The sequence below is a fragment of the Pseudoalteromonas sp. DL2-H2.2 genome (assembly GCF_021532535.1).
Taxonomy (GTDB): domain Bacteria; phylum Pseudomonadota; class Gammaproteobacteria; order Enterobacterales; family Alteromonadaceae; genus Pseudoalteromonas; species Pseudoalteromonas rubra_A.
On the sequence record NZ_JAKGBD010000003.1, the window covers coordinates 541,162 to 567,095 of the forward strand.

Here is a 25,934-nt window from a genome sequence, read left to right on the forward strand (position 1 = left end):
AAGCGTTGCTTATCTGTCGCCTTCTTTTTTGTAGTCACGTGCCGTGTAGCCAGTGTACAACTGACGTGGACGACCAATCTTGTGACCTGGCTGAGACAGCATTTCGTTCCAGTGTGAGATCCAGCCAACAGTACGAGACATAGCGAAGATCACAGTGAACATGCTAGTCGGAATACCAATCGCTTTCAGGATGATACCTGAGTAGAAATCAACATTCGGGTACAGCTTCTTCTCAACGAAGTACGGGTCTTCCAGTGCGATCTGCTCAAGTTTCATTGCAACGTCAAGCAATGGATCCTGAATGTTCAGCTCTTTCAGAACTTCGTGACAAGTTTGACGCATTACTGTCGCACGTGGATCGAAGTTTTTGTATACGCGGTGACCAAAGCCCATCAGACGGAACGGATCGTTCTTGTCTTTCGCTTTTGCAACGTATTCGTCGATACGGTCAACAGTACCAATTTCTTCCAGCATGGTCAGACACGCTTCGTTTGCACCACCGTGCGCAGGACCCCAAAGTGACGCGATACCCGCTGCGATACACGCATATGGGTTAGCGCCTGAAGAACCAGCAAGACGTACCGTTGAAGTAGACGCGTTTTGCTCGTGGTCTGCGTGCAGCATGAAGATACGGTCCATTGCTTTGGCCAGTACAGGGTTAACCTTGTACTCTTCAGCTGGGACTGAGAACATCATGTGCAGGAAGTTTTCTGCGTAGCTCAGGTCGTTACGTGGGTAAACGAACGGCTGGCCTGTGTTGTACTTATACGCCATCGCAGCAATGGTAGGCAGTTTAGCAACCAGTTTGATTGCACAACGCATACGCTGATCAGCGTCTGAGATGTCCAGGTCGTCGTGATAGAACGAAGACAATGCACCAACCACACCACACAGCATCGCCATTGGGTGAGAATCAACACGGAAACCCTGGAAGAAAGACGCAATTTTTTCATGCAGCATAGTGTTGTGCGTGATGTTCTTTGCAAATTCTTCAAGTTGCGCATCGTCTGGTAATTCACCGTTCAGAAGCAGGTAGCACAGCTCAATGTAGTTAGATTGCTCTGCTAATTGCTCGATTGGGTAACCACGGTGTAGTAGTACACCCTTTGCACCATCGATATAAGTAATAGATGATTCGCAAGAGCCAGTCGACATAAAACCAGGGTCGTATGTGAAGAAGCCGTGAGCGCCAAGTGTGCGGACGTCGACTACGTCCTGGCCAGCAGTGCCAGAGTAGATCGGGAGTTCGATCGGATCATGACCATCGATATGGACTGTGGCTTTCTTATCTGCCATCTATTTATCTCCTATGAAATAACAATATTCTGATTGTTATGTTGTGATACTAATGTTAAGCAAATTCAGATCATTCTAACTTAAAATAGGGGTGGAAAGTCAATTTTTCTGAGAATTATGCAGAAATGTATGATAAATATTCTACGCCGTTTAAATATTATACCATCGGCTAATTCGCAAGCGTCTCAATCTAAACAAGAATTGTAAAAGGCCGCTCGGCCTTATATACTATCTACGGTTTTATACCGTGTCGTCTGTGGGTAAACCTATTTTTACATTGGCATTTTCACAAAGTGAACCGCTCAGTGTTTAAACAGGTATATCTAGAGTGTGCCATTTGTGCAACCAGCGCAAGTGGTTTTATAAAAACAAGTAGATGAGCTCCTTTGTGAGCAAGATGGGCAAGTAACTGTGAAAAAGCAAAGACCTGTAAATCTAGATCTTACGACTATATCTATGCCACCTACGGCAAAAGCGTCGATTTTGCACCGTGTAACCGGTGTTGCGTTATTCTTCGCATTGACCTTTGTCATTTGGGCGTGGTCTGAGTCTCTTTCTTCTCCTGAAGGGTTTGAATTTGTTAAAGAGCTAATGACTGGCTTTATTGCAAAATTCATTGCGTGGGGCACCCTGACTGTATTGTCTTACCACATCATTGGTGGCGTACGTCACATGATCCAAGACATGGGTCACTGGGAAGAATTAGAATCGGGCAACACCAGTGCAAAAATCGCATTGGCGCTGTGGGTAATCGTAGCCATCCTGGCAGGAGTGTGGATATGGTCTTAAATCAAGCAACTCTGAAGCGCGACGGTGTGCAAGACTATGTGTCATTGCGCGCGACTGCACTAATCATCCTGGCTTATTCGGTATTTATCGTTGGCTATTTTCTGCTAACGCCCGAAATCAGCTATGAAGCCTGGACAGGTTTGTTCTCAAACCTGGCCGTTAAAGCGGCAACTTTCATCACACTGGTATGCATCATGGTCCACACTCGCATTGGTTTGTGGCAGGTTCTTACGGACTACGTTAAGTGTTCAACGATGCGTTCTGTGCTGGGCTTTGTACTTAATCTGATGGCACTGGCGTATGTTGCTGTTGGCCTGTTTGTATTGTGGGGTGTTTAAGTGAAATATAATGTTCGTGAATTTGACGCTGTTGTAGTTGGCGCCGGTGGTGCTGGCATGCGTGCAGCGCTTGCGATTTCTGAGTCAGGCAAAACTTGTGCATTGATCTCTAAAGTATTCCCGACACGTTCTCATACGGTATCTGCACAGGGCGGTATCACAGTTGCACTGGGTAACTCCCACGAAGACAACTGGGAATGGCACATGTACGACACGGTAAAGGGTTCTGATTACATTGGTGATCAGGATGCCATCGAGTACATGACCAAAACGGGTCCTGAGGCAATCACTGAACTTGAAAACATGGGTCTGCCTTTCTCTCGTTTCGAGAACGGCCGTGTTTATCAGCGTCCTTTCGGTGGTCAGTCTAAGAATTTTGGTGGTGAGCAGGCTGCACGTACAGCAGCAGCGGCAGACCGTACAGGTCACGCATTGCTACACTGCTTGTACCAGCAAAACGTTAAGAACAAAACTAACGTTTTTTCTGAGTGGTACGCGCTTGATTTGGTTAAAAACGACAAAGGCGACGTAGTCGGTGTAACTGCAATCGACATCGAAAGCGGCGAAGTTGTTTACTTCAAGTCTAAAGCGGTTGTTTTGGCAACCGGTGGAGCAGGTCGTATCTACGCATCAACTACTAACGCACATATTAACACTGGTGACGGTGTTGGTATGGCGGTTCGTGCTGGCATCTCTATGCAGGACATGGAAATGTGGCAGTTCCACCCAACCGGTATCGCGGGTGCGGGTACGCTGGTAACAGAAGGTTGTCGTGGTGAAGGTGGTTACCTTCTGAATAAAGACGGCGAGCGTTTCATGGAACGTTATGCGCCTAACGCGAAAGACCTTGCGGGTCGTGACGTTGTTGCTCGTGCGATGATGACTGAAATCCGTGAAGGCCGTGGTTGTGAAGGTCCTTGGGGTACACACATTAAGCTTAAGCTTGACCACCTTGGTGAAGAAATGCTTAACCTGCGTCTACCAGGCGTCTGTGACCTGTCTAAGACATTCGCACACGTTGACCCAGCTAAAGAGCCAATTCCTGTTATCCCAACCTGTCACTACATGATGGGTGGTGTACCGACCAACGTAAATGGTCAGGTACTGAACGTGAATGAAAACGGCGAAGAGCGCATCATTGAAGGTCTGTTCGCGGTTGGTGAAATCGCGTGTGTATCTGTACACGGTGCAAACCGTCTGGGTGGTAACTCACTGCTTGACCTGGTTGTATTTGGTCGTGCAGCAGGTAACTTCCTGGGTACTTACCTACAAGGCTTTGAGTCTACAGGTGACGCATCTTCTGACGATGTTGAGCAGGCATTTGCGCGCTTTAACCGTTGGGAGTCATCTGAGAAAGGTAAAGGCGAAGATCCGGTTCAAATCAAGAAAGATCTACAAGAATGTATGCAGCTTAACTTCTCGGTATTCCGTGAAGGTGACGCAATGGCTGACGGCCTTAAAGAACTTAAAGAGATCCGTGAGCGTCTTAAGTTTGCGCGTCTTGACGACAAGTCAACTGAGTTCAACACCCAGCGTATCGAGTGCTTAGAGCTTGATAACCTGATGGAAACAGCTTACTCAACAGCCGTTGCTGCTAACTTCCGTACAGAAAGCCGTGGTGCACACTCGCGCTTTGACTTCCCTGAGCGTGACGATGAGAACTGGCTGTGCCACTCTCTGCATCACCCAGAGTCAGACACGATGACTAAGCGTGAAGTAAACTTTGCGCCTAAGACTCGTGAAGCATTCCCACCGAAAGCACGTACATACTAGGAGCTAAGCGATGGCAACTTTAGAATTATCTGTTTATCGTTACAACCCTGACGTAGATTCAGCACCTCGTATGCAAGATTACAAGCTGGAGGTTGAAGAAGGTCGCGACATGATGGTGCTAGATGCACTGTTAATGTTGAAAGAACAAGATCCAACATTGTCTTTCCGCCGTTCATGCCGTGAAGGTGTGTGTGGTTCAGACGGTGTAAACATGAATGGTAAGAACGGTCTGGCTTGTATCACCCCTTTATCTGCATTGCAAAAAGGTGGCAAAGGCAAGATCATCGTTCGCCCATTACCGGGTTTGCCAGTGATCCGTGACCTGGTTATCGACATGAGCCAGTTCTACACTCAGTACGAGAAGGTAAAACCTTACCTGATCAACGACAAGCCAACCGGCGGTGAAGAGCGTCTTCAGAGTATTGAAGAGCGTGACAAACTGGATGGTCTGTACGAGTGTATTCTGTGTGCATGTTGTTCAACGTCATGTCCGTCGTTCTGGTGGAACCCAGATAAATTTATCGGTCCTGCGGGCCTTCTTCACGCGTATCGCTTCCTGGCTGACAGCCGTGATACTGCGACAGAAGAGCGTCTGGCTGACCTTGATGACGCGTTCAGCGTCTTCCGCTGTCACAGTATCATGAACTGTGTAAGCGTTTGTCCGAAAGGCTTGAATCCTACTAAGGCGATCGGACACATTAAATCTATGTTGTTAAATCGTTCGGTTTAATACATATTTAAATCTACAGATGGCATGCTCAGCATGCCATCTTGTTTTCGTTTAAGTTTCTGCGCTAGAAAAAGGGCTAATAAATGCACGAAGGTGTGATGAAGGCATGGCTGGAATCTTCGCACTTATACGGCGGCAACGTTGCATATGTTGAAGATTTATATGAGGCGTATCTTGATGATGCGGCTTCAGTGCCAGAAGAATGGCGAGAAGTGTTTGATCAACTGCCAAAGGTAGAAGGCGTTGACGTTGATGTTAAGCATTCAGAGATTAAGTCTCAGTTTGCTGACCTTGCTAAAAACAAACACAGAGAAGTAATCGTTTCTGCAGAAGGTGCGGCAGATGCAAAACAGGTTCGTGTTTTGCAACTTATTAATGCATTCAGATTCAGAGGTCACCAAAACGCAAACTTAGATCCATTGGGTCTATGGCAGCGTGATCGAGTTCGCGAACTCGACCTGGCCTATCATGATTTAGACAATGCCGACCTGGAAAAAGAATATAACGTTGGCTCTTTTGCTTCAGGCCAAGAGACAATGAAGTTAAAAGACTTATACAACGCACTGAAAACCACTTACTGTGGTTCTGTTGGTGCCGAGTATATGCACATTACTTCAACAGAAGAAAAACGTTGGTTACAGCAACGCATCGAATCTACCTTCGCACAGCCTAAATTCAACAAAGAAACTAAGCTTCGCATCCTAAAAGGCCTGACCGCTGCTGATGGTCTGGAAAAATACTTAGGTGCTAAATTCCCAGGCGCAAAACGTTTCTCACTGGAAGGCGGTGATGCACTGGTGCCAATGCTGAAAGAGCTGGTACATCGTGCCGGTGAAAGTGGCCAGGAAGAAGTGGTCATTGGTATGGCGCACCGTGGTCGTCTGAACGTATTGGTCAACGTACTGGGTAAAAACCCACAAGTACTGTTTGACGAGTTCGCGGGCAAGTACGGCGAATCTGCAGGTTCTGGTGACGTAAAATATCACATGGGCTACTCTTCAGACTTCGCAACGCAGGGCGGCAACGTTCACATGGCGCTGGCGTTTAACCCGTCACACCTTGAGATCGTTAACCCTGTGGTTATGGGGTCGGTACGTGCACGTCTTGACCGTCTAAACTGTAAGAGCGGTTCTAAAGCACTTCCTATCACTATTCATGGTGACTCAGCCATCGCTGGCCAGGGCGTAGTGCAAGAGACATTCAACATGTCTCAGACTCGCGCTTATGGTGTTGGTGGTTCAATCCGCATCGTGGTAAACAACCAGGTTGGTTTCACGACTTCAAACCAGGAAGATACGCGTTCAACTGAGTACTGTACTGACATCGCTAAGATGGTTCAGGCGCCAATTTTCCACGTTAACGCGGATGACCCGGAAGCGGTTGCGTTCGTGACGCAAGTTGCCCTTGATTTCCGTAACAAGTTTAAGCGCGATGTAGTGATCGACTTGGTTTGTTACCGCCGTCATGGCCACAACGAAGCCGACGAGCCAAATGCAACTCAGCCTCTGATGTATCAGAAGATCAAAAAGCACCCAGTACCACGTCAGATTTATGCTGATAAACTGGTATCTGAAGGTGTAATGAGCGCAGATGAAGCGAAGACGCTGGCAGACGACTACCGTAACGGTCTGGACAACGGTCAGATCGTAGTTGAAGAAATTCAACCTGAGACCAAGCACTCTTCAGACTGGTCTAAGTACGTTGGTCACGACTGGGATACAGCCTATGAGGCAAGTGTTCCTGTTGAGAAGCTTAAAGAGTTGAGCGAAAAAATCTCGACTTACCCGGCTGACCACAAAGCGCAGTCGCGCGTTAAGAAAATTTACGATGACCGTAAAACCATGGCCAGTGGCGAAAAGCTACTAGACTGGGGTATGGCAGAAACGCTTGCTTACGCAACTTTGGTTGATCAGGGCACAGACATTCGCCTGACCGGTCAGGATTCAGGTCGTGGTACTTTCTTCCACCGCCATGCGGTTGTTCACAACCAGGCCGATGCTTCAACTTACCTGCCGCTGCAAAACGTGCGTGACGATCAGGGTCTGTTTGAAGTGTATGACTCAGTACTGTCAGAAGAAGCTGTACTGGCGTTTGAATATGGTTACGCAACGGCAGAGCCAACCTCACTGGTACTGTGGGAAGCCCAATTCGGTGACTTCGCGAACGGTGCCCAGGTGGTATTCGACCAATTCCTGAGCTCAGGTGAGCAAAAGTGGGGCCGTCTGTGTGGTCTGACTTTATTACTGCCACACGGCTACGAAGGTCAGGGCCCAGAGCACAGCTCAGCGCGTCTTGAGCGTTACCTGCAACTGTGTGCAGACCACAACATGCAAGTGTGTGTACCAAGTACGCCAGCACAGGTTTATGCTATGTTACGTCGTCAGTCAGTACGTCCTCTGCGTCGTCCACTGATTGTAATGACACCTAAATCTTTACTTCGTCATCCTCTGGCTGTGTCTAGCCTGGAAGAGTTGTCTGAAGGTGTTTTCCACAACATGATCGACGAGATTGATGATATCAATCCTGAAAACGTCGAGCGCGTTGTGTTCTGTAGCGGTAAAGTATATTACGAATTGCTACAGGAGCGTCGCAAGCAAGAGCTGAATAACGTCGCTATCGTTCGTGTGGAGCAGCTATATCCGTTCCCGCACAAAGAGATGGACGAAATCATGGCTCGCTACCAGCACGTTAAAGACTTCGTATGGTGTCAGGAAGAGCCTCAAAACCAAGGTGCCTGGTACTGTTCACAACACCATTTCTGGGAAGCTATCCCAAGTGGTGCGAAGTTGACTTACGCCGGTCGTAAAGCTGCAGCAGCGCCTGCATGTGGCTATATGTCGACCCATACAAAAGAACAAAATGCGTTGATTGCTGACGCTTTAACTATTAAGAAATAAGGAATTAGAGATGACGACCGAAATTAAGGTTCCTGTTCTTCCTGAATCTGTTGCCGATGCAACAGTGGCCACATGGCACGTAAGCGTTGGTGACAAAGTAAGCCGTGACCAAAACCTGGTAGATATCGAAACTGACAAAGTAGTGTTAGAAGTCGTTGCACCTGAAGACGGCGTTATTGTCGCTATCTCTGAAGAAGAGGGCGCAACGGTTCTTGGTGAGCAAGTTATCGCACAGCTGGGCGCGTCAGATGCCGCTCCAGCGCAATCAAATGAACAAACAGCAGCGCCAGCAGCGGCGCCAGCAGCAGAAGGTAAAGAAGTGGACATTAAAGTACCTGTACTTCCTGAATCAGTAGCAGACGCTACAGTTGCAACTTGGCATGTACAACCAGGTGAAGCGGTAAGCCGTGACCAAAACCTGGTAGACATTGAAACAGACAAAGTTGTGCTTGAAGTTGTTGCACCTGAAGACGGTGTAATGGGCGAGCAACTGCACGCAGAAGGCGAAACCGTTCTGGGTGAGCAAGTAATTGGTAAACTGGTTGCCGGTGGCGCACCAGCAGCGGCGCCAGCTGCACAGGGAGAAGCAGCGCCTGCAAGCGATGACAATGCAGATGTACTAACGCCATCTGTACGTCGCTTGATTGCAGAAAAAGGCCTTGATGCTTCACAAATCAAAGGTACTGGCAAAGGCGGTCGTATCACTAAAGAAGATGTTGATGCATTCCTGAAAGCACCTGCGGCAAAACCAGCAGCTGCGCCAGCGGCAGCAGCACCTGCGGCACCAATGGGCGACCGTACTCAGAAGCGCGTTCCTATGACTCGTCTGCGCAAGACAATCGCGAACCGCCTGCTTGAAGCGAAGAACTCAACAGCGATGCTGACGACCTTCAACGAAGTAAACATGAAGCCTATCATGGACCTTCGTAAGCAGTACAAAGACGTATTTGAAGAGCGTCACGGTATCCGTCTTGGTTTCATGTCTTTCTACGTGAAAGCGGTTACAGAAGCGCTGAAGCGTTTCCCTGAAGTAAACGCGTCTATCGACGGCGATGACATCGTTTACCACAACTACTTCGACATCAGCATCGCAGTATCTACACCTCGTGGTCTGGTAACACCTGTACTACGCGACTGTGACAAGCTGTCTGTTGCTGAAATCGAAAAAGGTATCCGTGAGCTGGCACTTAAAGGCCGCGACGGTAAGCTGACTGTTGACGACATGACTGGTGGTAACTTCACTATCACTAACGGTGGTGTATTTGGTTCACTGCTGTCTACGCCTATCATCAACTTGCCACAGTCTTCAATCCTGGGCATGCACAAAATCCAGGAGCGTCCAATGGCGGTTAATGGCAAGGTTGAAATCCTGCCTATGATGTACCTGGCGCTATCTTACGATCACCGTCAAATCGATGGTAAAGAATCGGTTGGCTTCCTGGTTACAATTAAGGAACTTCTGGAAGATCCAACGCGTCTGCTTCTGGACGTTTAATCATCTAGATTAAAGATTAAGCTGTATGTGAGCATAATGTCCGCATACAGCTTTTTTTTTGCGCCATTAGTCTTACTGGGGTTTTCATACAAGGCCTTGAGATCTATACTATGGGCGCAATTTGGGATAGCTGATTATTTGCATAAATATTCAGCTTTTTTAGTATAAAAAATTGGATAAAGCATCATGAATTTGCATGAGTATCAGGCAAAACAACTTTTTGCCGAATATGGTTTACCTGTATCAGATGGTTACGCTTGTGACACGCCTCAAGAGGCAGTTGAAGCTGCTGGTAAAATCGGTGGTGACAAGTGGGTTGTAAAATGTCAAGTACACGCTGGCGGCCGTGGTAAAGCGGGCGGTGTAAAACTGGCAGACAGCAAAGACGAGATCCGCGCATTTGCTGAAAACTGGTTAGGCAAAAACCTGGTAACCTACCAAACTGACGAGAAAGGTCAGCCAGTTGCTAAAATCTTAGTAGAAAGCTGCACTGATATTGCAAATGAGCTATACCTGGGTGCTGTTGTTGACCGTGCTTCACGTAAAATCGTGTTCATGGCATCAACTGAAGGTGGTGTTGAGATCGAAGAAGTTGCTCACAACACACCAGAACTAATTCACAAAGCTGAGATCGATCCACTAGTCGGTCCACAGGCTTACCAAGGTCGTGAGCTTGCGTTCAAACTAAACCTGAACCCAACTCAAGTTAAGCAGTTCACTAAGATCTTCATGGGTCTTGCTGACATGTTCATCAACCACGACTTTGCACTACTAGAGATCAACCCTCTGGTAATCACTGACGAAGGCAACCTGCACTGTCTTGACGGCAAGATCGGTGTAGACGGCAACGCATTGTTCCGTCAGCCTAAGATCCGTGAATTCCACGATCCTTCACAAGAAGATGCGCGTGAAGCTCACGCAGCAAGCTTCGAGCTGAACTACGTTGCGCTAGACGGTAACGTAGGTTGTATGGTTAACGGTGCTGGCCTGGCGATGGGTACAATGGACATCGTAAACCTGCACGGCGGTAAGCCAGCTAACTTCCTTGACGTAGGCGGCGGCGCGACTAAAGAGCGTGTATCTGAAGCGTTCAAGATCATCCTGTCTGATGACAACGTTAAAGCTGTACTAGTTAACATCTTCGGCGGTATCGTTCGTTGTGACATGATCGCAGAAGGTATCATCGGTGCGGTTAAAGAAGTTGGCGTAAACGTACCAGTAGTTGTACGTCTTGAAGGTACTAATGCTGAAGCGGGTCGTGAAGTACTAGCTAACTCTGGCCTTGACATCATTGCAGCTGAGTCTCTAACTGACGCTGCTGAGAAAGTAGTTGCTGCTGCGGAGGGCAAATAATGTCTGTACTAATTAACAAAGATACTAAAGTAATCTGTCAGGGTTTCACTGGTGGTCAGGGTACTTTCCACTCTGAGCAAGCTATCCAGTACGGTACGCAAATGGTTGGTGGTGTTTCTCCTGGTAAAGGCGGCACAACTCACCTGGGTCTGCCAGTATTCAACACTGTACGTGAAGCGGTAGAGTCTACTGGTGCAACTGCATCTGTAATCTACGTACCAGCAGCATTTTGTAAAGACGCTATCCTTGAAGCGATCGACGCAGGTATCGAGCTAATCGTATGTATCACTGAAGGCATCCCTACACTAGATATGGTTGATGTTAAAGTGAAGCTGGAAGAAACTGGCGTTCGTATGATTGGTCCTAACTGTCCGGGTGTTATCACTCCGGGCGAGTGTAAGATCGGTATCATGCCTGGTCACATCCACCTTCCTGGTAAAGTAGGCATCGTATCTCGTTCAGGTACTTTGACTTACGAAGCGGTTAAGCAAACTACTGACGCTGGCTTCGGTCAGTCTACTTGTGTAGGTATCGGTGGTGACCCAATCCCAGGCACTAACTTCATCGACGTACTGGAAATGTTCCAGAACGATCCTAAGACTGAAGCAATCGTAATGATTGGTGAGATCGGTGGTACAGCTGAAGAAGAAGCGGCAGAGTACATCAAGCACAACGTGACTAAACCAGTTGTTTCTTACATTGCAGGTGTTACAGCGCCTCCAGGTAAGCGTATGGGTCACGCTGGTGCAATCATCGCAGGCGGTAAAGGTACAGCTGACGAGAAGTTCGCTGCACTTGAAGCTGCTGGCGTTAAGACCGTTCGCTCACTAGCTGAGATCGGTTCTGCACTTAAAGAAAAAGCAGGCTGGTAATCACGTTACCTGTACTGTAAAAAAGGCGCCTCAGGGCGCCTTTTTTGATCTTTTCTTTACAATTCTTCTGATAGCTTATTGCCCAATGTGATTTGTTTTTCTGTATAATCCCCGTTCGATTTTTTTGCTTGCCTTACCTCTTTGTTTTAGAAGGTAATTACATAACCGTGTCTGTCTCAGTATTGTGATTTGACCTTGTTTGGTAGCAGCATAAAACATCATTTTCAATCAGGTCGCTATTTTTTGTTTAAAGGAAATTATATGAGATTTTTATTGGGATCTTTAGTGATAGCTTTACTCGCTGGTTGCGGCGGCGGGTCATCTGAATCTACTGGTAATGCCACGCCGGGTGGCCAAAGTTCAGCTCACAATACGGCTCCAACCTTGGAGAAAAACGAGGGTACATGGGTCATTTCTGCCAATATGCAGAGCACTAAGCGCTTTGAATTAAGCGATAAAGAAGGGGATACTGTTAGTGTTTCATCAGAAAACCTACCTGAGTGGCTGAAGTTGGAACAAACCGGCACAGCATTTTCTTTAGTTGCCGAGCCAGATCTCTTTGACGTAGATACTCATAACATCGCGCTTGTGCTGTCTGATTCTAAAGATACGTCTGCTCAGACTATCGTTATTCAGGTAACAGTAGATCCTGAATCTAATCCCTCAGAGACGGTAGCTTTGTCCGACGATGTTGTACAGGGTACCTGGTCTAACCAATCTGGCGATGTGCTATTTCATTTTACGGATGATAATAAAGGGCTGGGGCTTTATAAGAACAAGGGCTTCGCATTTGACTGGAACAACCTGGATGATATTGAACTGACTACACGAGAAGCAGAATGTATCGCGCACTGTAGTCGTCCTCAGTTTTTACCTATTGAAGTTGTTGCACAACAAGACGATAAAATAGCGGTAAAAATATATGCCAGTGAGCAGGATTACGAGCTGGTTGTGTTAACAAAAGGGGATGTGAAGTCACTTGAATACAACTACTACATTGAACAACGTTTATCTGATGACGTATACGTTAGCAAGCTGTCCACAAGTACCAGCGAGCCTAGCCTGATTGGCGGTTCCCTGACTGTTGACTATGAAGACTACAAACAGCATGTGCCGTTTCATTATGCTCCTTACTATGATGGAGATAACTATCAAATTTTGAGTGACGGACCGGAGCGAGACATCTTTGGTCGTTCATTAGTAAAAGAATTTCTGAATACCAATACACAAACATTCAAAAGGCTAAGCTTTGACCCCAACATTCTCAGTGCAAAAATCGTTGCCGCGAAGGGCGACTTTGTGGCTCTGGAATTTGTTTATCGTTTTGAAATGGTGCCAACATTTGATACAGGCTTAGTGCCAGAAGCTGAATGGAACAATTATGAAGGGCTTAACGATGTTATGGCCCCCAGGCACAGCTATAAAATATACCGAGGCCTGGAGATGATGGACATTCCTGAGTTTCCTGCGGGCAGTCAAACCTTGGGACTTTCGCCGCTTCTTGGTGGAGAGTTGCCGACGGGAGGAAGATTTAATGCTGTGAATACAATGCTCGAATTCACCTCTGCAACAGCAGGAGTTTATAAAGCAACAGATGGTGTAACGGGAGAGCAACACAGTTTGGATGTATCATTAAGCAGAACGCAAGATACACTGAGCTATACATTTGATAAATACACGCAGACGGTTAAATATGGGCAGTTTTTCAACAACCAAACTGCTTTTATAAGAGAGCTCGGTGGGGACTCGCCTTTTATTCTGGCAAGCATAGCAAAGCTGCCAAACATGGTTGAGCCAACGCAGGAAGATTACATGCGGACTTTTTACATCGATACCAGAAACTTGAATAACAACGGCCGACACCTGGTACTTGAGCCTCAGTCTGATGGCAGGGCGATTATATATACTGGCGGTATTGCCGGCCCTAATGGCCGTTGGCAGATGGAAGACGACAACAGTATGAGTTTTATTCTGTCGTGTAACGAAGATACCTATGCAGAATGCCTGAGTGGGCAGACTGAGAAAAATGTACTGAATTTTAAGTTGCTATATAAACAAAGGGAAGGGTATTGGTTTATGCGAGAGCATACCCATTACAGGCAGGATGACAATCAGCAATGGAATAGTCGTATTACACATAACATTCAGTTCTTGCGTGTATGTGATGTATGCTACTACTCCAGCAATTAAAATGATTTCAAAAAGGCGCCTGAGGGCGCCTTTTCTTTTTAACTTTGCCATATGCTCACAAAGGTATATCTGCAGACATGTCTGCACACACATGTCTGCACAGACATCCATTAGTACATTGCTAGATTCTTATTGCTATTATCGAGTTATTTTATCTCCCATTTTGAGGTGAACCAGCGGGCTGCGAGCAAGCCGGGGAGATGGTCAGATGAGAACTTATTGTTTTGCGGGGCAGTGCAAAATCTGTTAAAGCGGGGGAGGAGAGCCCCCCGCTGAAGAAGCTTAATCCTGATAGCTGATATGCTGGAAGAAGCGCACAATAACGTCTTGCTTCTCCGGGTTAATTGGCAGCTTACCGGTTAAACGGCGGATCATGGTTTCGGCGTTGTTCATAAATTTACCGTAACCCACGTCTTTTTTGTCTTTATCGCTGGCAACCACCACAAAGTGCATGGTGTCGCACAGGTGTTCACCGTCCCAGATAGAGCGTACCTGACCATCTGGAGCGGATGTATCAAAGCTCAGTTTTTGTAACTCACGATTGGCGTCTGATTTATCAATCTGACTGCTGCGAACCAGAGGCTGGCGGCCATCGGCAACCAAGCCGACATGGGTCAGTTGCAGCTGATCGCACAAAGTTAAAAAGCTGTCTTCAATACTGCGGTAAAACTGGGTGTAATCCCCCGGGCGCATCTGGCTTTGATATTCGGTCTTGATAGCGCGGGTAATAGGGATAGAGAAAGACACATAGCTCATCTCTGAGTGCTGCTCTGGCAGTGTACAGTTACGCGCCTGGTAACGCGGGTACAAGCTGCGTAGTTTATAGCCGTAACTTTCTCTGTGGCCTTTTACCTTAGCAAAAATATCATAAGTTAAGTGCTGATGGTCACGGACTTTGTAAGACAAGCCTTGCTGCTCGTATTGCTCTTTCAGATCGTCCAACGCCTTTTTTACTTTGCTGTGAAAACTGGCCGCATTGGCGCGCAGTTCATCACCGGTTGCCAGGAACAATAAGCGAATTTTACGTGCTTTATGATCAGCCTCATAATGTATCTTGTGGCCTTCGTGATACTTTGGATTGTAAAAGAACAAAATCTGCTTATCCGTTTGCAGGCTGTGTGCCTCGTCGTGATAGCGCACGATGGGCAGCTTGTCGTTAGCAATGACGTGAACGTTAAATAATTCGTGCTCGTCGCAAATGGCAAACAACTTTCGGGCCAGGCGTTGGTAGCAGCTTTGCACATCATCAAAACAATCGAAGAATGCGTCGCTGGGTTTAAACTCAGCCAAAATGTAATGGTTGTTACGTGCGTTCGTTGGAATATAAACGCGGTGAAGATTCATTGATGCCATAGGTTTTTCCTTGCGATACCTCTGTTGTTGACGCCCATGATAGAGCGAGCGTGTGACGGATATATTGCGCTAGAACAAAATTTGTCATAAAAATGACGCTTCTTTTTGCCTTTGACTTGGCTGTTTTATGCCCAGGTCGCCACAATTGCGAAGTAAATCTGTTTTCGCCTTAGTTTTACGCTGTTCGTTGCTCAAACTTTTTGTAATAATGCCTCAGTTAACTGGTACTAAATTTTCAGAGGAATGAGTTCCTATGGCGGAAGCAGAAAATCGCCCAACAAATTTTATAACAAACATCATTGATGCGGACTTGGCCAGCGGTAAGCATGGCGGTACGCACACGCGCTTTCCACCAGAGCCAAACGGCTACCTACACATAGGCCATGCTAAGTCTATTTGCCTGAACTTTGGCATCGCTCGCGACTACCAGGGTCTGTGTAATCTGCGCTTTGACGATACGAACCCGGAAAAAGAAGATCTGGATTACGTAAACTCAATTAAAGAAGACGTGCAGTGGCTGGGCTTTAACTGGGATGGTGAGATCTGCTATTCGTCTAACTATTTCGACAAGCTATACGAGTACGCGGTTGAGCTGATCAACAAAGGTCTTGCCTACGTGTGTTTCCTGTCGCCAGAGCAGGCGCGTGAATACCGTGGCACGCTCACTGAGCCGGGTAAAAACAGCCCGTACCGCGATACCTCACCAGAAGAAAACCTGGCGTTGTTCGAAAAAATGAAGAACGGCGAGTTTAAAGAAGGCGAGTGTGTACTGCGTGCTAAGATAGACATGGCCAGCTCATTCATGGTGCTGCGCGACCCTATCATTTATCGTATTCGTTTTGCTCACCATCACCAGACCGGTGACAAGTGGTGCATTTACCCAATGTACGACTTTACTCACTGTATTTCGGATGCGCTGGAAGGGATCACCCATTCACTGTGTACGCTGGAGTTCCAGGACAACCGTCGTTTGTACGATTGGGTACTGGACAACATCAGCCTTGAGTGTCATCCACAACAGATCGAGTTCTCTCGTCTGAACCTGGAATACACCGTGATGTCAAAGCGTAAGCTGAATGACCTGGTGGTCAACGGTCAGGTAGAAGGCTGGGACGATCCGCGTATGCCAACTATTGCTGGATTGCGTCGTCGTGGTTATACCCCTGCGTCTATCCGTGAATTCTGCAAGCGCATTGGTATTACCAAGCAAGACAACATGGTTGAAATGGGTATGCTGGAAGCGTGTATCCGTGATGACCTGAACGAAAACGCACCGCGTGCAATGGCAGTACTTGATCCGGTTAAAATCGTGATTGAAAACTATGACGCAGAGCAGGTTGAAATGCTGGACGCGCCAAACCATCCAACACTGGATATGGGCTCACGTCAGCTGCCGTTCACTCGCGAAATCTACATTGAGCGTGATGACTTCCGTGTTGAGGCCAACAAGAAGTTTAAGCGTCTGGTACTGGGTAAAGAAGTACGTTTGCGTAATGCCTATGTGATTAAAGCCGAGCGCGTTGAAGAAGACGATGCAGGCAACATTACTACGATTTACTGTACCTACGACGCCGATACCTTAGGTAAAAACCCGGCTGATGGCCGTAAAGTAAAAGGCGTTATCCACTGGGTATCTGCCAGCCACTGTATCGAGGCTGAAGTACGCCAGTACGACCGTCTGTTCAATGTGCCAAACCCGGCAGCGGCGGAAGACTTCGCGACTACGCTGAATCCAGATTCTCTGGAGATCATCGCCAATGCTAAGCTGGAGCCGTCTCTGGCAGACGCTGCACCAGAGCAGGGCTTCCAGTTTGAGCGTTTGGGCTACTACTGTCGTGATAACAAGCGCGACACATTGACCTTCAACCAGACAGTTGGTCTGCGTGATTCCTGGGCAAAAATTGAAAACGCCTAACACGCACAATAAATAAAAAGGTCGGCTTATGTCGGCCTTTTTTAATTAGCATGCCCGATCTTCTTAATTGATCTGATAATTTGCATTAGAAACACTGGATACCCGAAAACGGACAGGCCCATGACAGAAAAGTCGATCCATAACTTTTACATCAATGAACAGCAGTCGGTTTATTTGCTCTCTCATAAAGACGCAAAAAAACACCGTCAGTGGCTCAATATCTGTCAGAAGCAGCTGACACTACTGGGCTACCGTGATGTGGAAGTAATAGGCTCCGGTGCCTTTGGGTTTGTGTTTGCCGGGGTTGACGGGCAGGGCAAAGAGTGGGTGTTTAAATTCTCCCGTATTACCCTGGCGCAGAGTGTACGCGACCGCCTGGAAGACGAAGCCTATATGCTGTCGCAGATTAAAAATCCCATGGTTCCCGAGTTTTATGCCTTTGAACGGGCAAAAAAGCAGGGGATCCTGATGATGGCGCGCGCCAAAGGTCAGGATCTGGAGCAATGGTCACTTAAACGCGGTCGTTTTAAGCCCCATGAGCTCGTGCACCTGGCCAATAAACTCAGAAACGTGCTGGTTGATTTACGCAATCGCAAAAATGGCATGTCGCCACAGCCTGTGGTACATGGCGATATTAAGCCATCGAATATTGTCTGGGATGAAGCAACAGACAGCTTCTCTCTGGTTGACTGGGGCAGCTCAGTCTATGCCCAGCTGGATGCCCATGGCGAGCCGGTTGCCAGTAATATTATGGATCTGATGTCGTCGGATATCAGCAGCACCAATGCCCGGATGGGCGATGTGTACTTTATTGGCGATGAGCAAATGTCGGGCGCACGCTCCTCGCCACGCTTTGACGAGCAGGGCGTGGCATCCACCATTTACGCGCTGGCCAGTGCCCAGTCTTGCCGTTTTGGTGCGGCTGTGATCCCGGCAACCAGCTTAGGCTTGCCGCAAGCCTTTGCCAGAATGATAGATGCGATGCTGAGCAAAGACAAAGTCACCCGAGATCAGGCCGGCGACTACTTTATGCGTAACATGCCGGCCATGGCACGCATGTATTTACCCGAACTAAAAACACCGCCTCGTAAGGCTAGCATCCCTTTTTGGTTTAATGAGATCGACGAAGAGCCAGATACCGTGGTCTACAGCTCGCGCAAACAGTTTTTACGCCGTGCCGATCATAATCAGCAACTGCTGGACGTAAACGACGCCCAGCTTGACCGCTACTATAAAGAGTTCTTGTTCGACACCGGCGACAGCGAAAAAGCGTTTCTGGCATCCATCAGCCGGCTGGCAAAATATCCGGTGGTAGGTGGCCTGAGTTTTCACTGGAAGGATGCCTCTTTGTTTGTGGAGTCCAGCCTGGTACTGCACGACGAGTCGTTGCAAAGTGCGTTTACCGATGCCGTAAACGCCACCGTGATGCTGGCGCAGGGGATAGAACAAAAGGGCTTGTTTAAATGCTGCCTGTTTGATGCCAGACAAACCATACAACTTCAGCGCGACGGCACCGGAGCATTTATTTTTGACCACGTGCCCGAGCTGCAATACACAGTATCGGACATTGGCACCAGTGAAATTGCGCGCCCCCATTCTTACTTTGAAGATGGCAAAGACCCCGACGAGCAGCTGCAATTACCACGGCAGATAGTGCAGTGTGTGTTCGAGCTTAACCAGATCCACCATACCGGCTGTATCATCTTTGAATCGCTCAACGACCGCCTTAAAATACACCATTACTACTGCCTGCTTGATGCCAGCAAAGAGCGGGAGTTTAAAACTCTGCTCACCCGAATTATGCAATACGCCATGAGTATTCAGGACTTTGGTGTGGCAGGCTTTATGAAACTGCCCTACAAAAACACCCGTGAATTTACTTTATGCGCCCGCCAGCCAGACCATTTTTATCCTAAAGACCCAAAGGCTGCACAGGGCTGAATTAAGCTATCTACGACTAAGATATAACAAAACGCACGTTGCACATCGGCCCATCCTCCGACAAGATAAAAAGCCTAAAAACGGAGGGAAACATGGATCAGGAAACACGCCGAGAGCTGCTCAAACTAAGCTGGAGCATGCACGACGAAGTAGAGCAGGCCATTTTAAAAGACAGCACCAAACAGGGCGACGACAACTGGACAGAAAAGCAAAAACTGCTGCTGGCAGACATGTCGCTACACCTGCTGCAAACCGCGCTCAAACCCAATGGCCTAAGCCAGGAAAAGCTCAAAAACAACCTCAACGCCATTCTAACGCTCAGCGACGACTTTATCGACGAAGTCGACTTACGCAAAACCGCCGATGCACTCTATGGATTGGATAAGTGAACGGGCTTTGAGCTGTCGCTTAACGCTGAATTAGATTTCTTACTCCTGTATATATCTTGTCATCCCGGACGCTTGCGAGCCGGGACCTACTTACAAGCCGCGCAGCAGTTTCTCGATAAAGATAAGCCTAACAAACAACTCCGTCATCCCGGACGCGTGCGAGCCGGGATCTACTTGAACACCACACAGCTGTGCCTTGTTACAGACAAACCAGACAAGCAACTCAGTCATTCCGGACACTTACGAGTCGGGATCTACTTGAACACCACACAGTTGTGCCTTATTACAGACAAACCTGAAAATCAACTCCGTCATCCCGGACGCGTGCGAGCCGGGATCTACCTGAACACCACAAAGTTGTGCCTTACTACAGACAAACCTAACAAACAACTCCGTCATCCCGGACGCGTGCGAGCCGGGATCTACCTGAACACCACACCGCTGTGCTTCGTTACAGACAAGCTGTAGGCAACTTTGTCATCCCGGACGTGTGCGAGCCGGGAACTACTTGAATACAACGCAGCAGTTCCTTGATAAAGACAAACCTAACAAATAGCACCGTCATCCCGGATGCGTGCGAGCCGGGATCTACTTGAACACCACACAGCAGTTCCTCGATAAAGGCAAACCTAACAAACAACTCCGTCACCCCGGACGCATGCGAGCCGGGATCTACTTGAACACCACACAGCAGTTCCTCGAGATAAAGACAAACCCGACAAACAGCTCCGACATCCCGGACGCTTACGAGCCGTGATCTACTTAAATATAACGCGGCAGTTCCTCGACAAAGACAAACCTAACAAACAGCTCCGTTATCTCGGACGCTTACGAGCTGGGACCTACCGCAGCTCAATTCTTAAATATCTGGACAAATAGTGACGCGCTCGAATATCAGAGTTTATCAATCGGGCTTGTTGTATAGGCAAACTTATCGCCCATGATATGAGTATAAATCTCGGTTGTTCTGATATCTGTATGACCTAACAACTCTTGTACTGTCCTTATATCAGCACCATTTCGCAGCAGTTCAGTGGCAAATGAGTGCCTGAAAGTATGCGCTTTGACGCGTTTGGTGATATTGGAAGCCAGCACCGCAGCCCTAAGTTGCTTGCGAAATGCTGTCTCATGTAAATGGTGACGACAAACATACTCGTCTGTCGGGTGAACGCATCGAGTGGAAGAAGGAAACAGATATTGCCAGGAGAAGTCTTTCACAGCATTTCCGTATTTACGGATCAGAGCCGGTGGCAGCGAAGTCAGCCCAAAACCAGCGTTCAGATCTTTTAGGTGAAGCGATTTAACCACGGCCATTTGTTCTTCTAATGCCTGCAAGCATGACTTAGGCAGCAAGGTGTATCTGTCCTTGCGGCCTTTACCCCGAAAAACAAAAATGGACTTATTGGCAAAATCTAAGTCTTTAATACGTAATTTTAAAGCTTCGTTGATACGCAAACCACTGCCGTACAAAAGCGACGCGATGAGTTTGTGTACGCCATGAAGGTTAGCTATCACCTTTTGCGCTTCATTTGCACTCAAAACAGTGGGTAACGCGACATCTCGCTTACTGAATGAATAGTTCAACCCTTTTATGTCTCGTTTTATAATAAAACGGTACAAAAAAATGATGGCGCACAGCGCTTGATTTTGCGTTGCAGCGCTCACCGCCCGGTTAACGGCCAGGTGGTTGAGGAAACGCTCTATTTCCCTGTTGCCCATATTAGCAGGGTGCTTTTTGTCATTGAATAAAATGTAGCCTTTGATCCAGTACAGATAGCTTTTCTCTGTTTTTAGACTGTAGTGCTTGGTCCTGAGCTCAACGCGCACAGACTCCAAAAAAGGTGAATAAGACATCTTGACTCCAAGTGCTGTTTATTTATACAGGTATAAGTGAATGCGGCCAATTATCAAGTCAAATTTCTCGTTTTCTCCACGCTTGAAGGTCTCGTTTAAGCCAGCCATCATTTTTAGTTTATTAGATTCAAAAGGTTAGTAGTTTTACATAACGAGACCCCCAAGTCTCGCTATGATCACGGCTCGGTTTCAACAAAGCCATTTTGGCTTGAGCTACAAGAGTAATGGTGGTAGGTTATTGTTCTTATTATGAATAAAATGATTTGGCTGTGGATCTGTACGGTTTCAGGAACTGGATCTAACCGGTATTCACGCTAATAAGCTGTTAGCTCATCAAGGAGTTTATCATCAGTGGAATTATTTCAACCATTAGTGAAAGAAGAAGATCTACACAAAAACTATACCTCTATAATGCGACAATCAAAGGAAGGTGATCGACAAGAGCTACTTAGATGGTGCGAGGGTTTTCCAGATCGAGATAATAAATTTGTAAAAGAATTTCAAACAACTTTTAATTCAAGTTTTTGGGAAATCTATCTCTACGCCCTTTTCCGAGAAATTGGTCACTCTATGGAGTGGAGCTATTCTACGCCTGACTTTTTAGTTGAACATAATAGTAAAAAAATTGTTATTGAAGCTACGATAGCTGCTGCTGCATCAGGTAAAACCCCAGAGTGGGAAAAGGACTTAATGGAGTCACCTCCAACAAAATTTAAAGAAATGAATATGGAGTCTATTATTCGACTCTCAAATTCTATTATCTCAAAGTATCGAAAGTATAAAGAAAAATACTCTAAGCTTGAACATGTCAAAGGAAACCCTTTTGTTATAGCTGTAGCTCCGTTCGAACAGCCCCACTTCAATTTACAATGTGAAGTTCCCATTATGGCACTGTTATATGATTTTTATGTCGATGAAGATGCTTACAATGACAATCCTCACTTATACCCTAATGGCCCACCAGGTGTTAATTTAGGCTTTGTTGAAAAGGACAACGGAGCTGAAATACAGCTAGGGTTATTTGAAGATGACCAGCTTTCAGATATAAGTGCGATTGTTTTAAGTACAACTGCCACTTGGGGTAAAGTTGAGAGTATGTCAGGTAATAGTGATATCATGAGGTTTGTAAATACCGTCTGGTGGTCGGAAGAGGAAGGTTCGCCTATAACCAAACAAGCTGCAAAGGAGAATATTCGTGATGGTTTATTTGTATTCCATAACCCGTATGCAAAAAGACCTTTAGATCCAGAAATGTATAACCATTCTGGTATTACTCAAGTATTTGTAGATCCAGAAACAAAAATAATAGATAAGAAAAGAAACGGCTTGTTTTTAATGCATAGGCAATCATTAAATTTTGGAATAAAGTGAGCTAACAAGTGCGTTAAACCGGACAAATTTCAGTTGGCTGGCCCCGCTTCGCTCCACATTATAGCCAACTAAAATTAGCCGTTTACGCAAGCGTTGAACTAAGCCGCTACGCGGAGATCCAGCACCACACCATCTGAGTCACACTTACCTTGGGAATAGTCCCAGACAATACACCGAGGTAAGTGATGAATACCCTAATCGAACAAGTCCGTTTGGAGATTGGCTATCGAGGCTACTCCGCGAAGACAGAAAAATCCTATTGTGATGCGCTCCAAAAGGTCAGCCGTTTGGTGAATAAACCGCTGGATGAAGTATCAATGGATGAACTGAACCAGATCTTTAAAGATCCTTCCATTCGGCGGTTGTCTCGCGCCAGCCAAAGTCTGATCATCAATAGTCTGGCGTTTTTGTATAAGCACATTCTTAAGCGACCATTGGCACTGGATGTTGCCTTGCCTAAAGCGCCGTTAAAGGCGCCGGCGTATATTAGCCGAGGAGAGATCCAGGCGCTGATCGCCGCTTGCGACCATGTGCGAGTTAAAACATTAATTATGCTGTGCTACGGGTGTGGTTTGCGAGTCAGCGAAGCCTTGCAGCTAAAAGTGGCGGATATAGACAGTGAACGCAACACCTTATACATCGAGCATGGCAAAGGGAAGCGTGCTCGCTACGTGGTGCTCCCGCCGAGCGTACTGGCTCAGCTGCGAGTATACTGGTGTGCGTACAGACCAACGGACTGGTTGTTTTATGCGCCTTATTACCCACAGCGACCCATATCAGCGTCAACGTTTCGTAAACCACTGCGCGCGCTGGCACAGCGGTGCGGGCTGAGCAAAGCGGGTCATCCGCATGCGCTACGTCATGCGTTTGCAACGCATCAGCTTGAGGCAGGTATGCCACTGCATCAGTTGCAGCACCAGCTGGGACATCAGGATATCAGAACCACAGAAGGATACTTGCACTGGTTGCCGGAGCTGGGCCATGGCGGTGTTGATTTACTGGCCCCGGGGCTAGTGAAATGAGCCACTTACATATTGCAGACATTCTAAATGAAAGTCTGGCGGACTACATGCAAACGCATTCATTGAGCTATCAGCAAAAGCGGGTATGTGAACATCTGATGGCGTGCAGAACCGGCAAGCTGGGATATCAACGCTGGGCCTGTGATAGTTGCGCCGAGGTGCAGGAAATTGGGTGTAGCTGTCGTGACAGACATTGTCCGCGTTGCCAGGGGTTGGTAACGCAAGTGTGGGCAGAAAAACAGCAGCACAATCTGTTGCCCTGCCACTATTTCCATGTGGTGTTCACCTTACCCCATGAACTGAATGAACTGGCACGGTATCGCTCAGCGGATGTGTATAACAGCTTGTTCAGGGCTGCCTGGGCAACGCTCAGCGCATTTGCGCACAAAAAGCGTCATGGTCAGCTGGGTATGACCGCAGTGTTGCATACCTGGGGGCAAACACTGGTGCAGCATATTCACTTACATTGCCTCATCCCGGCGGGCAGCCTGATGGGTGACAAGTGGCAGGGGATAAGCAAAGGTTATCTGTATCCGGTGAAAGCGTTGTCTGCGGTGTTCAGAGGCAAAATGTTGAGTGCACTGAGCGAATTGGGAGTCAATGACAAGGCTCTGAATGTGCCAAAAAAGTGGTGTGTGTATAGCAAAGCGTGCCTGAAATACAGCGAGCGGCTGGTCAGCTACCTTGCTCGCTATACCCGCAAAGGCATGTTGCATGAATCTCGTCTGGTTGATAGTTGCGACGGGCAAGTACGCTTTACCTATCGTGACTCGGCAAATGGTAACAAACAGCGGATAATGACGTTGAGTCATGACGCGTTTATCGGGCGTTACCTGTCACATGTGCTGCCCCGAGGGTTTGTGAGGATACGACACTATGGGTTCCTGGCAAATGCATGCAGGGTAAAAAAACGGGCGATGATACGTGGCCAATGTGGGGCAGTGGTCAAGGTATCAGAAGAAGCGAGCAATGAGGAGCGAGGGACCATCCCACCGAGCTGGCAGTGCAAGCGCTGCCAAACGGGACGGCTATATCTGATATCGGTGTTACTGGCAGACACGTCTGGCGAGCGTAAAGAAAATGGACAAGCAGGAGAGACAGTACGAACGAGATAGCAACCTGATGCGGTTGCCAGAATAATGAATACAGCGGTGATGGTCACTCTGCCAAAGGATGTTGAAAGGTGGAGCAAGTCAGGCTGTGCCAGAGCCAGATAGCCTTGCCAAAGAGTGAAAAAATGGGTTTAATGATACCCATAAAGAAGGTTGTTCAGGCAGGGAATGAGTCAGGTTGTAGCGGTTTAAGTCACAAACGGTTCAAATCAAAAGTTACTCATCAAAAGCAAATCCCCATAGCATAAACCACACCAGCCGGAAACGGCGTGCAGGTAGCGGCCCAGTTCAACAAACGATTATGCGTACGCATGAATACTAAAGCGTTAGCTTTAAAGGGAAGTTATGGAGATAATTTACACGACTATAGGTTCATCAGTTCTTTTAGCTACTCTAGGTTTCTTATTTAGGAATCTGATTAAAATAAGACTAACTAACGCAGTTAAACATGAATATGCCGAAAAAATAGAGAAACTCAAATCGGAGTTGAAAGCTAAAAATGATGAATTAACATCTGAAATGGCGTATTTAAAGGACTCCAAATTACAAAGAGACGCTGAAGCTAGACAGATCAAACAAGATTACTACCACATGTTTCTGGAGGCAGTGTCAATAAAGTTTTCACACCACAATGACATGGAGAGTGAAGATGCAATTTCAGCAAATAGGAAGTTTTGTGTTGAAGTAAACAGGCTACCCCTATATGCATCTCAAGAAGTTGTTGAGTTTGTTAGTAAATTTGCTGGAGGTGGTAAAGCGCCTGAGTTTACAGAACTATATGAAGTAATTAGAAAAGATCTATGCTCAAATGCGTATAGTGGTTTTGATAACCTTGCTCAGTTCCACTTTCAAATTCCTAATAAAATTAAAGCTAACAAGGCCATCAAGTCGGGTTCGTAACAGTTGGCTGCGTTTCGCTTCGCTACACAGTATAGCCAACAGTCGCTCACCGCTTATGGCGGCGTTAGGCATTTAAACACTCAGCAATCACAGGATAATTATCAATGGGCAATAATGGTTCATCATTTAAGTTGTATGTTAAGCATTTAGGTGCTGCGTACTTGATTTATATAATTTTAGGGATGTTTAATTCACTACTATTTAAGCAAGGTATATTCAACTTTGGGGCCTTTGATGAGGTTGAGATAAGGTTCAGACTTGCTCAAACTATAGATATTATTATGTTTATAGCTGTTATTTGGGCTTCATGGGCACAGTACCTAGTTACTAAAACGATAAACAAA

21 protein-coding genes are annotated in these 25,934 nt (G+C 47.0%); 18 read left to right on the top strand and 3 right to left on the bottom strand.

The features are described 5' to 3' along the window. Positions 1-9: 9 nt before the first annotated feature. A complete protein-coding gene (locus tag L1285_RS08080; RefSeq protein WP_235411813.1) occupies positions 10-1,296 on the bottom strand; it encodes a citrate synthase in 1,287 nt (428 codons plus the stop codon). A 411-nt stretch (positions 1,297-1,707) separates the two neighbouring features. Here L1285_RS08080 and sdhC point away from each other — a divergent pair, with 411 nt between their 5' ends. The 9 genes from sdhC to L1285_RS08125 all read left to right on the top strand — a co-directional run bounded on the left by sdhC (position 1,708) and on the right by L1285_RS08125 (position 13,733). Further along, on the top strand, positions 1,708-2,085 hold the full coding sequence (sdhC, locus tag L1285_RS08085; protein ID WP_081694265.1) for a succinate dehydrogenase, cytochrome b556 subunit: 378 nt from the start codon (positions 1,708-1,710) through the stop codon (positions 2,083-2,085). Further along, positions 2,076-2,423: a succinate dehydrogenase, hydrophobic membrane anchor protein gene (gene sdhD, locus L1285_RS08090; protein WP_046003812.1), complete on the top strand. Its 348-nt coding sequence runs from the start codon at positions 2,076-2,078 to the stop codon at positions 2,421-2,423. Before sdhC ends, sdhD begins: the two co-directional genes overlap by 10 nt. Further along, positions 2,424-4,196, top strand: a complete 1,773-nt coding sequence (sdhA, locus tag L1285_RS08095) for a succinate dehydrogenase flavoprotein subunit (RefSeq protein ID WP_010381483.1) — start codon at positions 2,424-2,426, stop codon at positions 4,194-4,196. It begins immediately after the preceding gene. Between the two features lie 10 nt (positions 4,197-4,206). Then, a complete protein-coding gene (locus tag L1285_RS08100; RefSeq protein ID WP_046003813.1) occupies positions 4,207-4,926 on the top strand; it encodes a succinate dehydrogenase iron-sulfur subunit in 720 nt (239 codons plus the stop codon). 83 nt (positions 4,927-5,009) lie between these two features. After that, positions 5,010-7,823, top strand: coding sequence for a 2-oxoglutarate dehydrogenase E1 component (gene sucA / locus L1285_RS08105; protein ID WP_046003814.1), 2,814 nt, complete (start codon positions 5,010-5,012; stop codon positions 7,821-7,823). A 10-nt stretch (positions 7,824-7,833) separates the two neighbouring features. After that, positions 7,834-9,318: a 2-oxoglutarate dehydrogenase complex dihydrolipoyllysine-residue succinyltransferase gene (gene odhB, locus L1285_RS08110; RefSeq protein WP_235411815.1), complete on the top strand. Its 1,485-nt coding sequence runs from the start codon at positions 7,834-7,836 to the stop codon at positions 9,316-9,318. Between the two features lie 186 nt (positions 9,319-9,504). Next, on the top strand, positions 9,505-10,671 hold the full coding sequence (gene sucC / locus L1285_RS08115; RefSeq protein WP_046003816.1) for an ADP-forming succinate--CoA ligase subunit beta: 1,167 nt from the start codon (positions 9,505-9,507) through the stop codon (positions 10,669-10,671). Then, positions 10,671-11,543: a succinate--CoA ligase subunit alpha gene (gene sucD, locus L1285_RS08120; RefSeq protein ID WP_010381473.1), complete on the top strand. Its 873-nt coding sequence runs from the start codon at positions 10,671-10,673 to the stop codon at positions 11,541-11,543. The genes sucC and sucD overlap by 1 nt, the downstream gene beginning before the upstream one ends. Before the next feature lie 261 nt (positions 11,544-11,804). Then, the gene (locus L1285_RS08125; RefSeq protein WP_235411817.1) at positions 11,805-13,733 is read left to right on the top strand and encodes a hypothetical protein; all 1,929 of its coding nucleotides are present in this window, start codon (positions 11,805-11,807) and stop codon (positions 13,731-13,733) included. Between the two features lie 282 nt (positions 13,734-14,015). On the opposite strand, the gene L1285_RS08130 is transcribed toward L1285_RS08125, so the two are convergent. Next, positions 14,016-15,086: a DUF3083 family protein gene (locus L1285_RS08130; protein WP_046003819.1), complete on the bottom strand. Its 1,071-nt coding sequence runs from the start codon at positions 15,084-15,086 to the stop codon at positions 14,016-14,018. A gap of 253 nt (positions 15,087-15,339) precedes the next feature. Here L1285_RS08130 and glnS point away from each other — a divergent pair, with 253 nt between their 5' ends. From glnS to L1285_RS08150, 4 genes are all read left to right on the top strand, one after another. Further along, entirely contained in the window at positions 15,340-17,001 is a 1,662-nt protein-coding gene (gene glnS / locus L1285_RS08135) for a glutamine--tRNA ligase (protein ID WP_125782089.1), read from the top strand. 120 nt (positions 17,002-17,121) lie between these two features. Next, positions 17,122-18,942: a protein kinase domain-containing protein gene (locus L1285_RS08140; protein ID WP_235411819.1), complete on the top strand. Its 1,821-nt coding sequence runs from the start codon at positions 17,122-17,124 to the stop codon at positions 18,940-18,942. Between the two features lie 92 nt (positions 18,943-19,034). Next, positions 19,035-19,331 carry a hypothetical protein gene (locus tag L1285_RS08145; protein ID WP_235411821.1) on the top strand — a complete coding sequence of 99 codons (297 nt, stop codon included), beginning with the start codon at positions 19,035-19,037 and terminating at the stop codon, positions 19,329-19,331. Positions 19,332-19,505: 174 nt separating this feature from the next. Continuing rightward, positions 19,506-19,799, top strand: a complete 294-nt coding sequence (locus tag L1285_RS08150; protein ID WP_235411823.1) for a hypothetical protein — start codon at positions 19,506-19,508, stop codon at positions 19,797-19,799. Positions 19,800-20,225: 426 nt separating this feature from the next. Here the strand turns inward: L1285_RS08150 and L1285_RS08155 are convergent, their stop codons facing one another. Continuing rightward, a complete protein-coding gene (locus L1285_RS08155; RefSeq protein ID WP_235411824.1) occupies positions 20,226-21,185 on the bottom strand; it encodes an integron integrase in 960 nt (319 codons plus the stop codon). A gap of 351 nt (positions 21,186-21,536) precedes the next feature. Between L1285_RS08155 and L1285_RS08160 the strand changes: the two genes are divergently transcribed. The 5 genes from L1285_RS08160 to L1285_RS08180 all read left to right on the top strand — a co-directional run. Then, positions 21,537-22,556: a glycosaminoglycan attachment site gene (locus tag L1285_RS08160; RefSeq protein WP_235411826.1), complete on the top strand. Its 1,020-nt coding sequence runs from the start codon at positions 21,537-21,539 to the stop codon at positions 22,554-22,556. A gap of 185 nt (positions 22,557-22,741) precedes the next feature. Further along, positions 22,742-23,578 (top strand): tyrosine-type recombinase/integrase, encoded by an 837-nt coding sequence (locus L1285_RS08165; protein ID WP_235411828.1) that lies wholly within the window; start codon positions 22,742-22,744, stop codon positions 23,576-23,578. After that, the gene (locus L1285_RS08170) at positions 23,575-24,693 is read left to right on the top strand and encodes an IS91 family transposase (RefSeq protein WP_235411830.1); all 1,119 of its coding nucleotides are present in this window, start codon (positions 23,575-23,577) and stop codon (positions 24,691-24,693) included. The genes L1285_RS08165 and L1285_RS08170 overlap by 4 nt, the downstream gene beginning before the upstream one ends. A gap of 342 nt (positions 24,694-25,035) precedes the next feature. Continuing rightward, positions 25,036-25,590 carry a hypothetical protein gene (locus L1285_RS08175; protein ID WP_235411831.1) on the top strand — a complete coding sequence of 185 codons (555 nt, stop codon included), beginning with the start codon at positions 25,036-25,038 and terminating at the stop codon, positions 25,588-25,590. Positions 25,591-25,694: 104 nt separating this feature from the next. Then, positions 25,695-25,934, top strand: a 240-nt coding sequence (locus L1285_RS08180) for a hypothetical protein (protein ID WP_235411833.1), incomplete at its 3' end; no start/stop codon positions are given.

Excerpts from the sequence above, each read along its gene's own strand:
- L1285_RS08080 (WP_235411813.1), bottom strand. The coding sequence starts at position 1,296 with ATGGCAGATAAGAAAGCCACAGTCCATATCGATGGTCATGATCCGATC.
- sdhD (WP_046003812.1), top strand. The coding sequence starts at position 2,076 with ATGGTCTTAAATCAAGCAACTCTGAAGCGCGACGGTGTGCAAGACTAT.
- L1285_RS08100 (WP_046003813.1), top strand. The coding sequence starts at position 4,207 with ATGGCAACTTTAGAATTATCTGTTTATCGTTACAACCCTGACGTAGAT.
- sucA (WP_046003814.1), top strand. The coding sequence starts at position 5,010 with ATGCACGAAGGTGTGATGAAGGCATGGCTGGAATCTTCGCACTTATAC.
- odhB (WP_235411815.1), top strand. The coding sequence starts at position 7,834 with ATGACGACCGAAATTAAGGTTCCTGTTCTTCCTGAATCTGTTGCCGAT.
- sucC (WP_046003816.1), top strand. The coding sequence starts at position 9,505 with ATGAATTTGCATGAGTATCAGGCAAAACAACTTTTTGCCGAATATGGT.
- sucD (WP_010381473.1), top strand. The coding sequence starts at position 10,671 with ATGTCTGTACTAATTAACAAAGATACTAAAGTAATCTGTCAGGGTTTC.
- L1285_RS08125 (WP_235411817.1), top strand. The coding sequence starts at position 11,805 with ATGAGATTTTTATTGGGATCTTTAGTGATAGCTTTACTCGCTGGTTGC.
- L1285_RS08130 (WP_046003819.1), bottom strand. The coding sequence starts at position 15,086 with ATGGCATCAATGAATCTTCACCGCGTTTATATTCCAACGAACGCACGT.
- glnS (WP_125782089.1), top strand. The coding sequence starts at position 15,340 with ATGGCGGAAGCAGAAAATCGCCCAACAAATTTTATAACAAACATCATT.
- L1285_RS08140 (WP_235411819.1), top strand. The coding sequence starts at position 17,122 with ATGACAGAAAAGTCGATCCATAACTTTTACATCAATGAACAGCAGTCG.
- L1285_RS08145 (WP_235411821.1), top strand. The coding sequence starts at position 19,035 with ATGGATCAGGAAACACGCCGAGAGCTGCTCAAACTAAGCTGGAGCATG.
- L1285_RS08155 (WP_235411824.1), bottom strand. The coding sequence starts at position 21,185 with ATGTCTTATTCACCTTTTTTGGAGTCTGTGCGCGTTGAGCTCAGGACC.
- L1285_RS08165 (WP_235411828.1), top strand. The coding sequence starts at position 22,742 with ATGAATACCCTAATCGAACAAGTCCGTTTGGAGATTGGCTATCGAGGC.
- L1285_RS08170 (WP_235411830.1), top strand. The coding sequence starts at position 23,575 with ATGAGCCACTTACATATTGCAGACATTCTAAATGAAAGTCTGGCGGAC.
- L1285_RS08175 (WP_235411831.1), top strand. The coding sequence starts at position 25,036 with ATGGAGATAATTTACACGACTATAGGTTCATCAGTTCTTTTAGCTACT.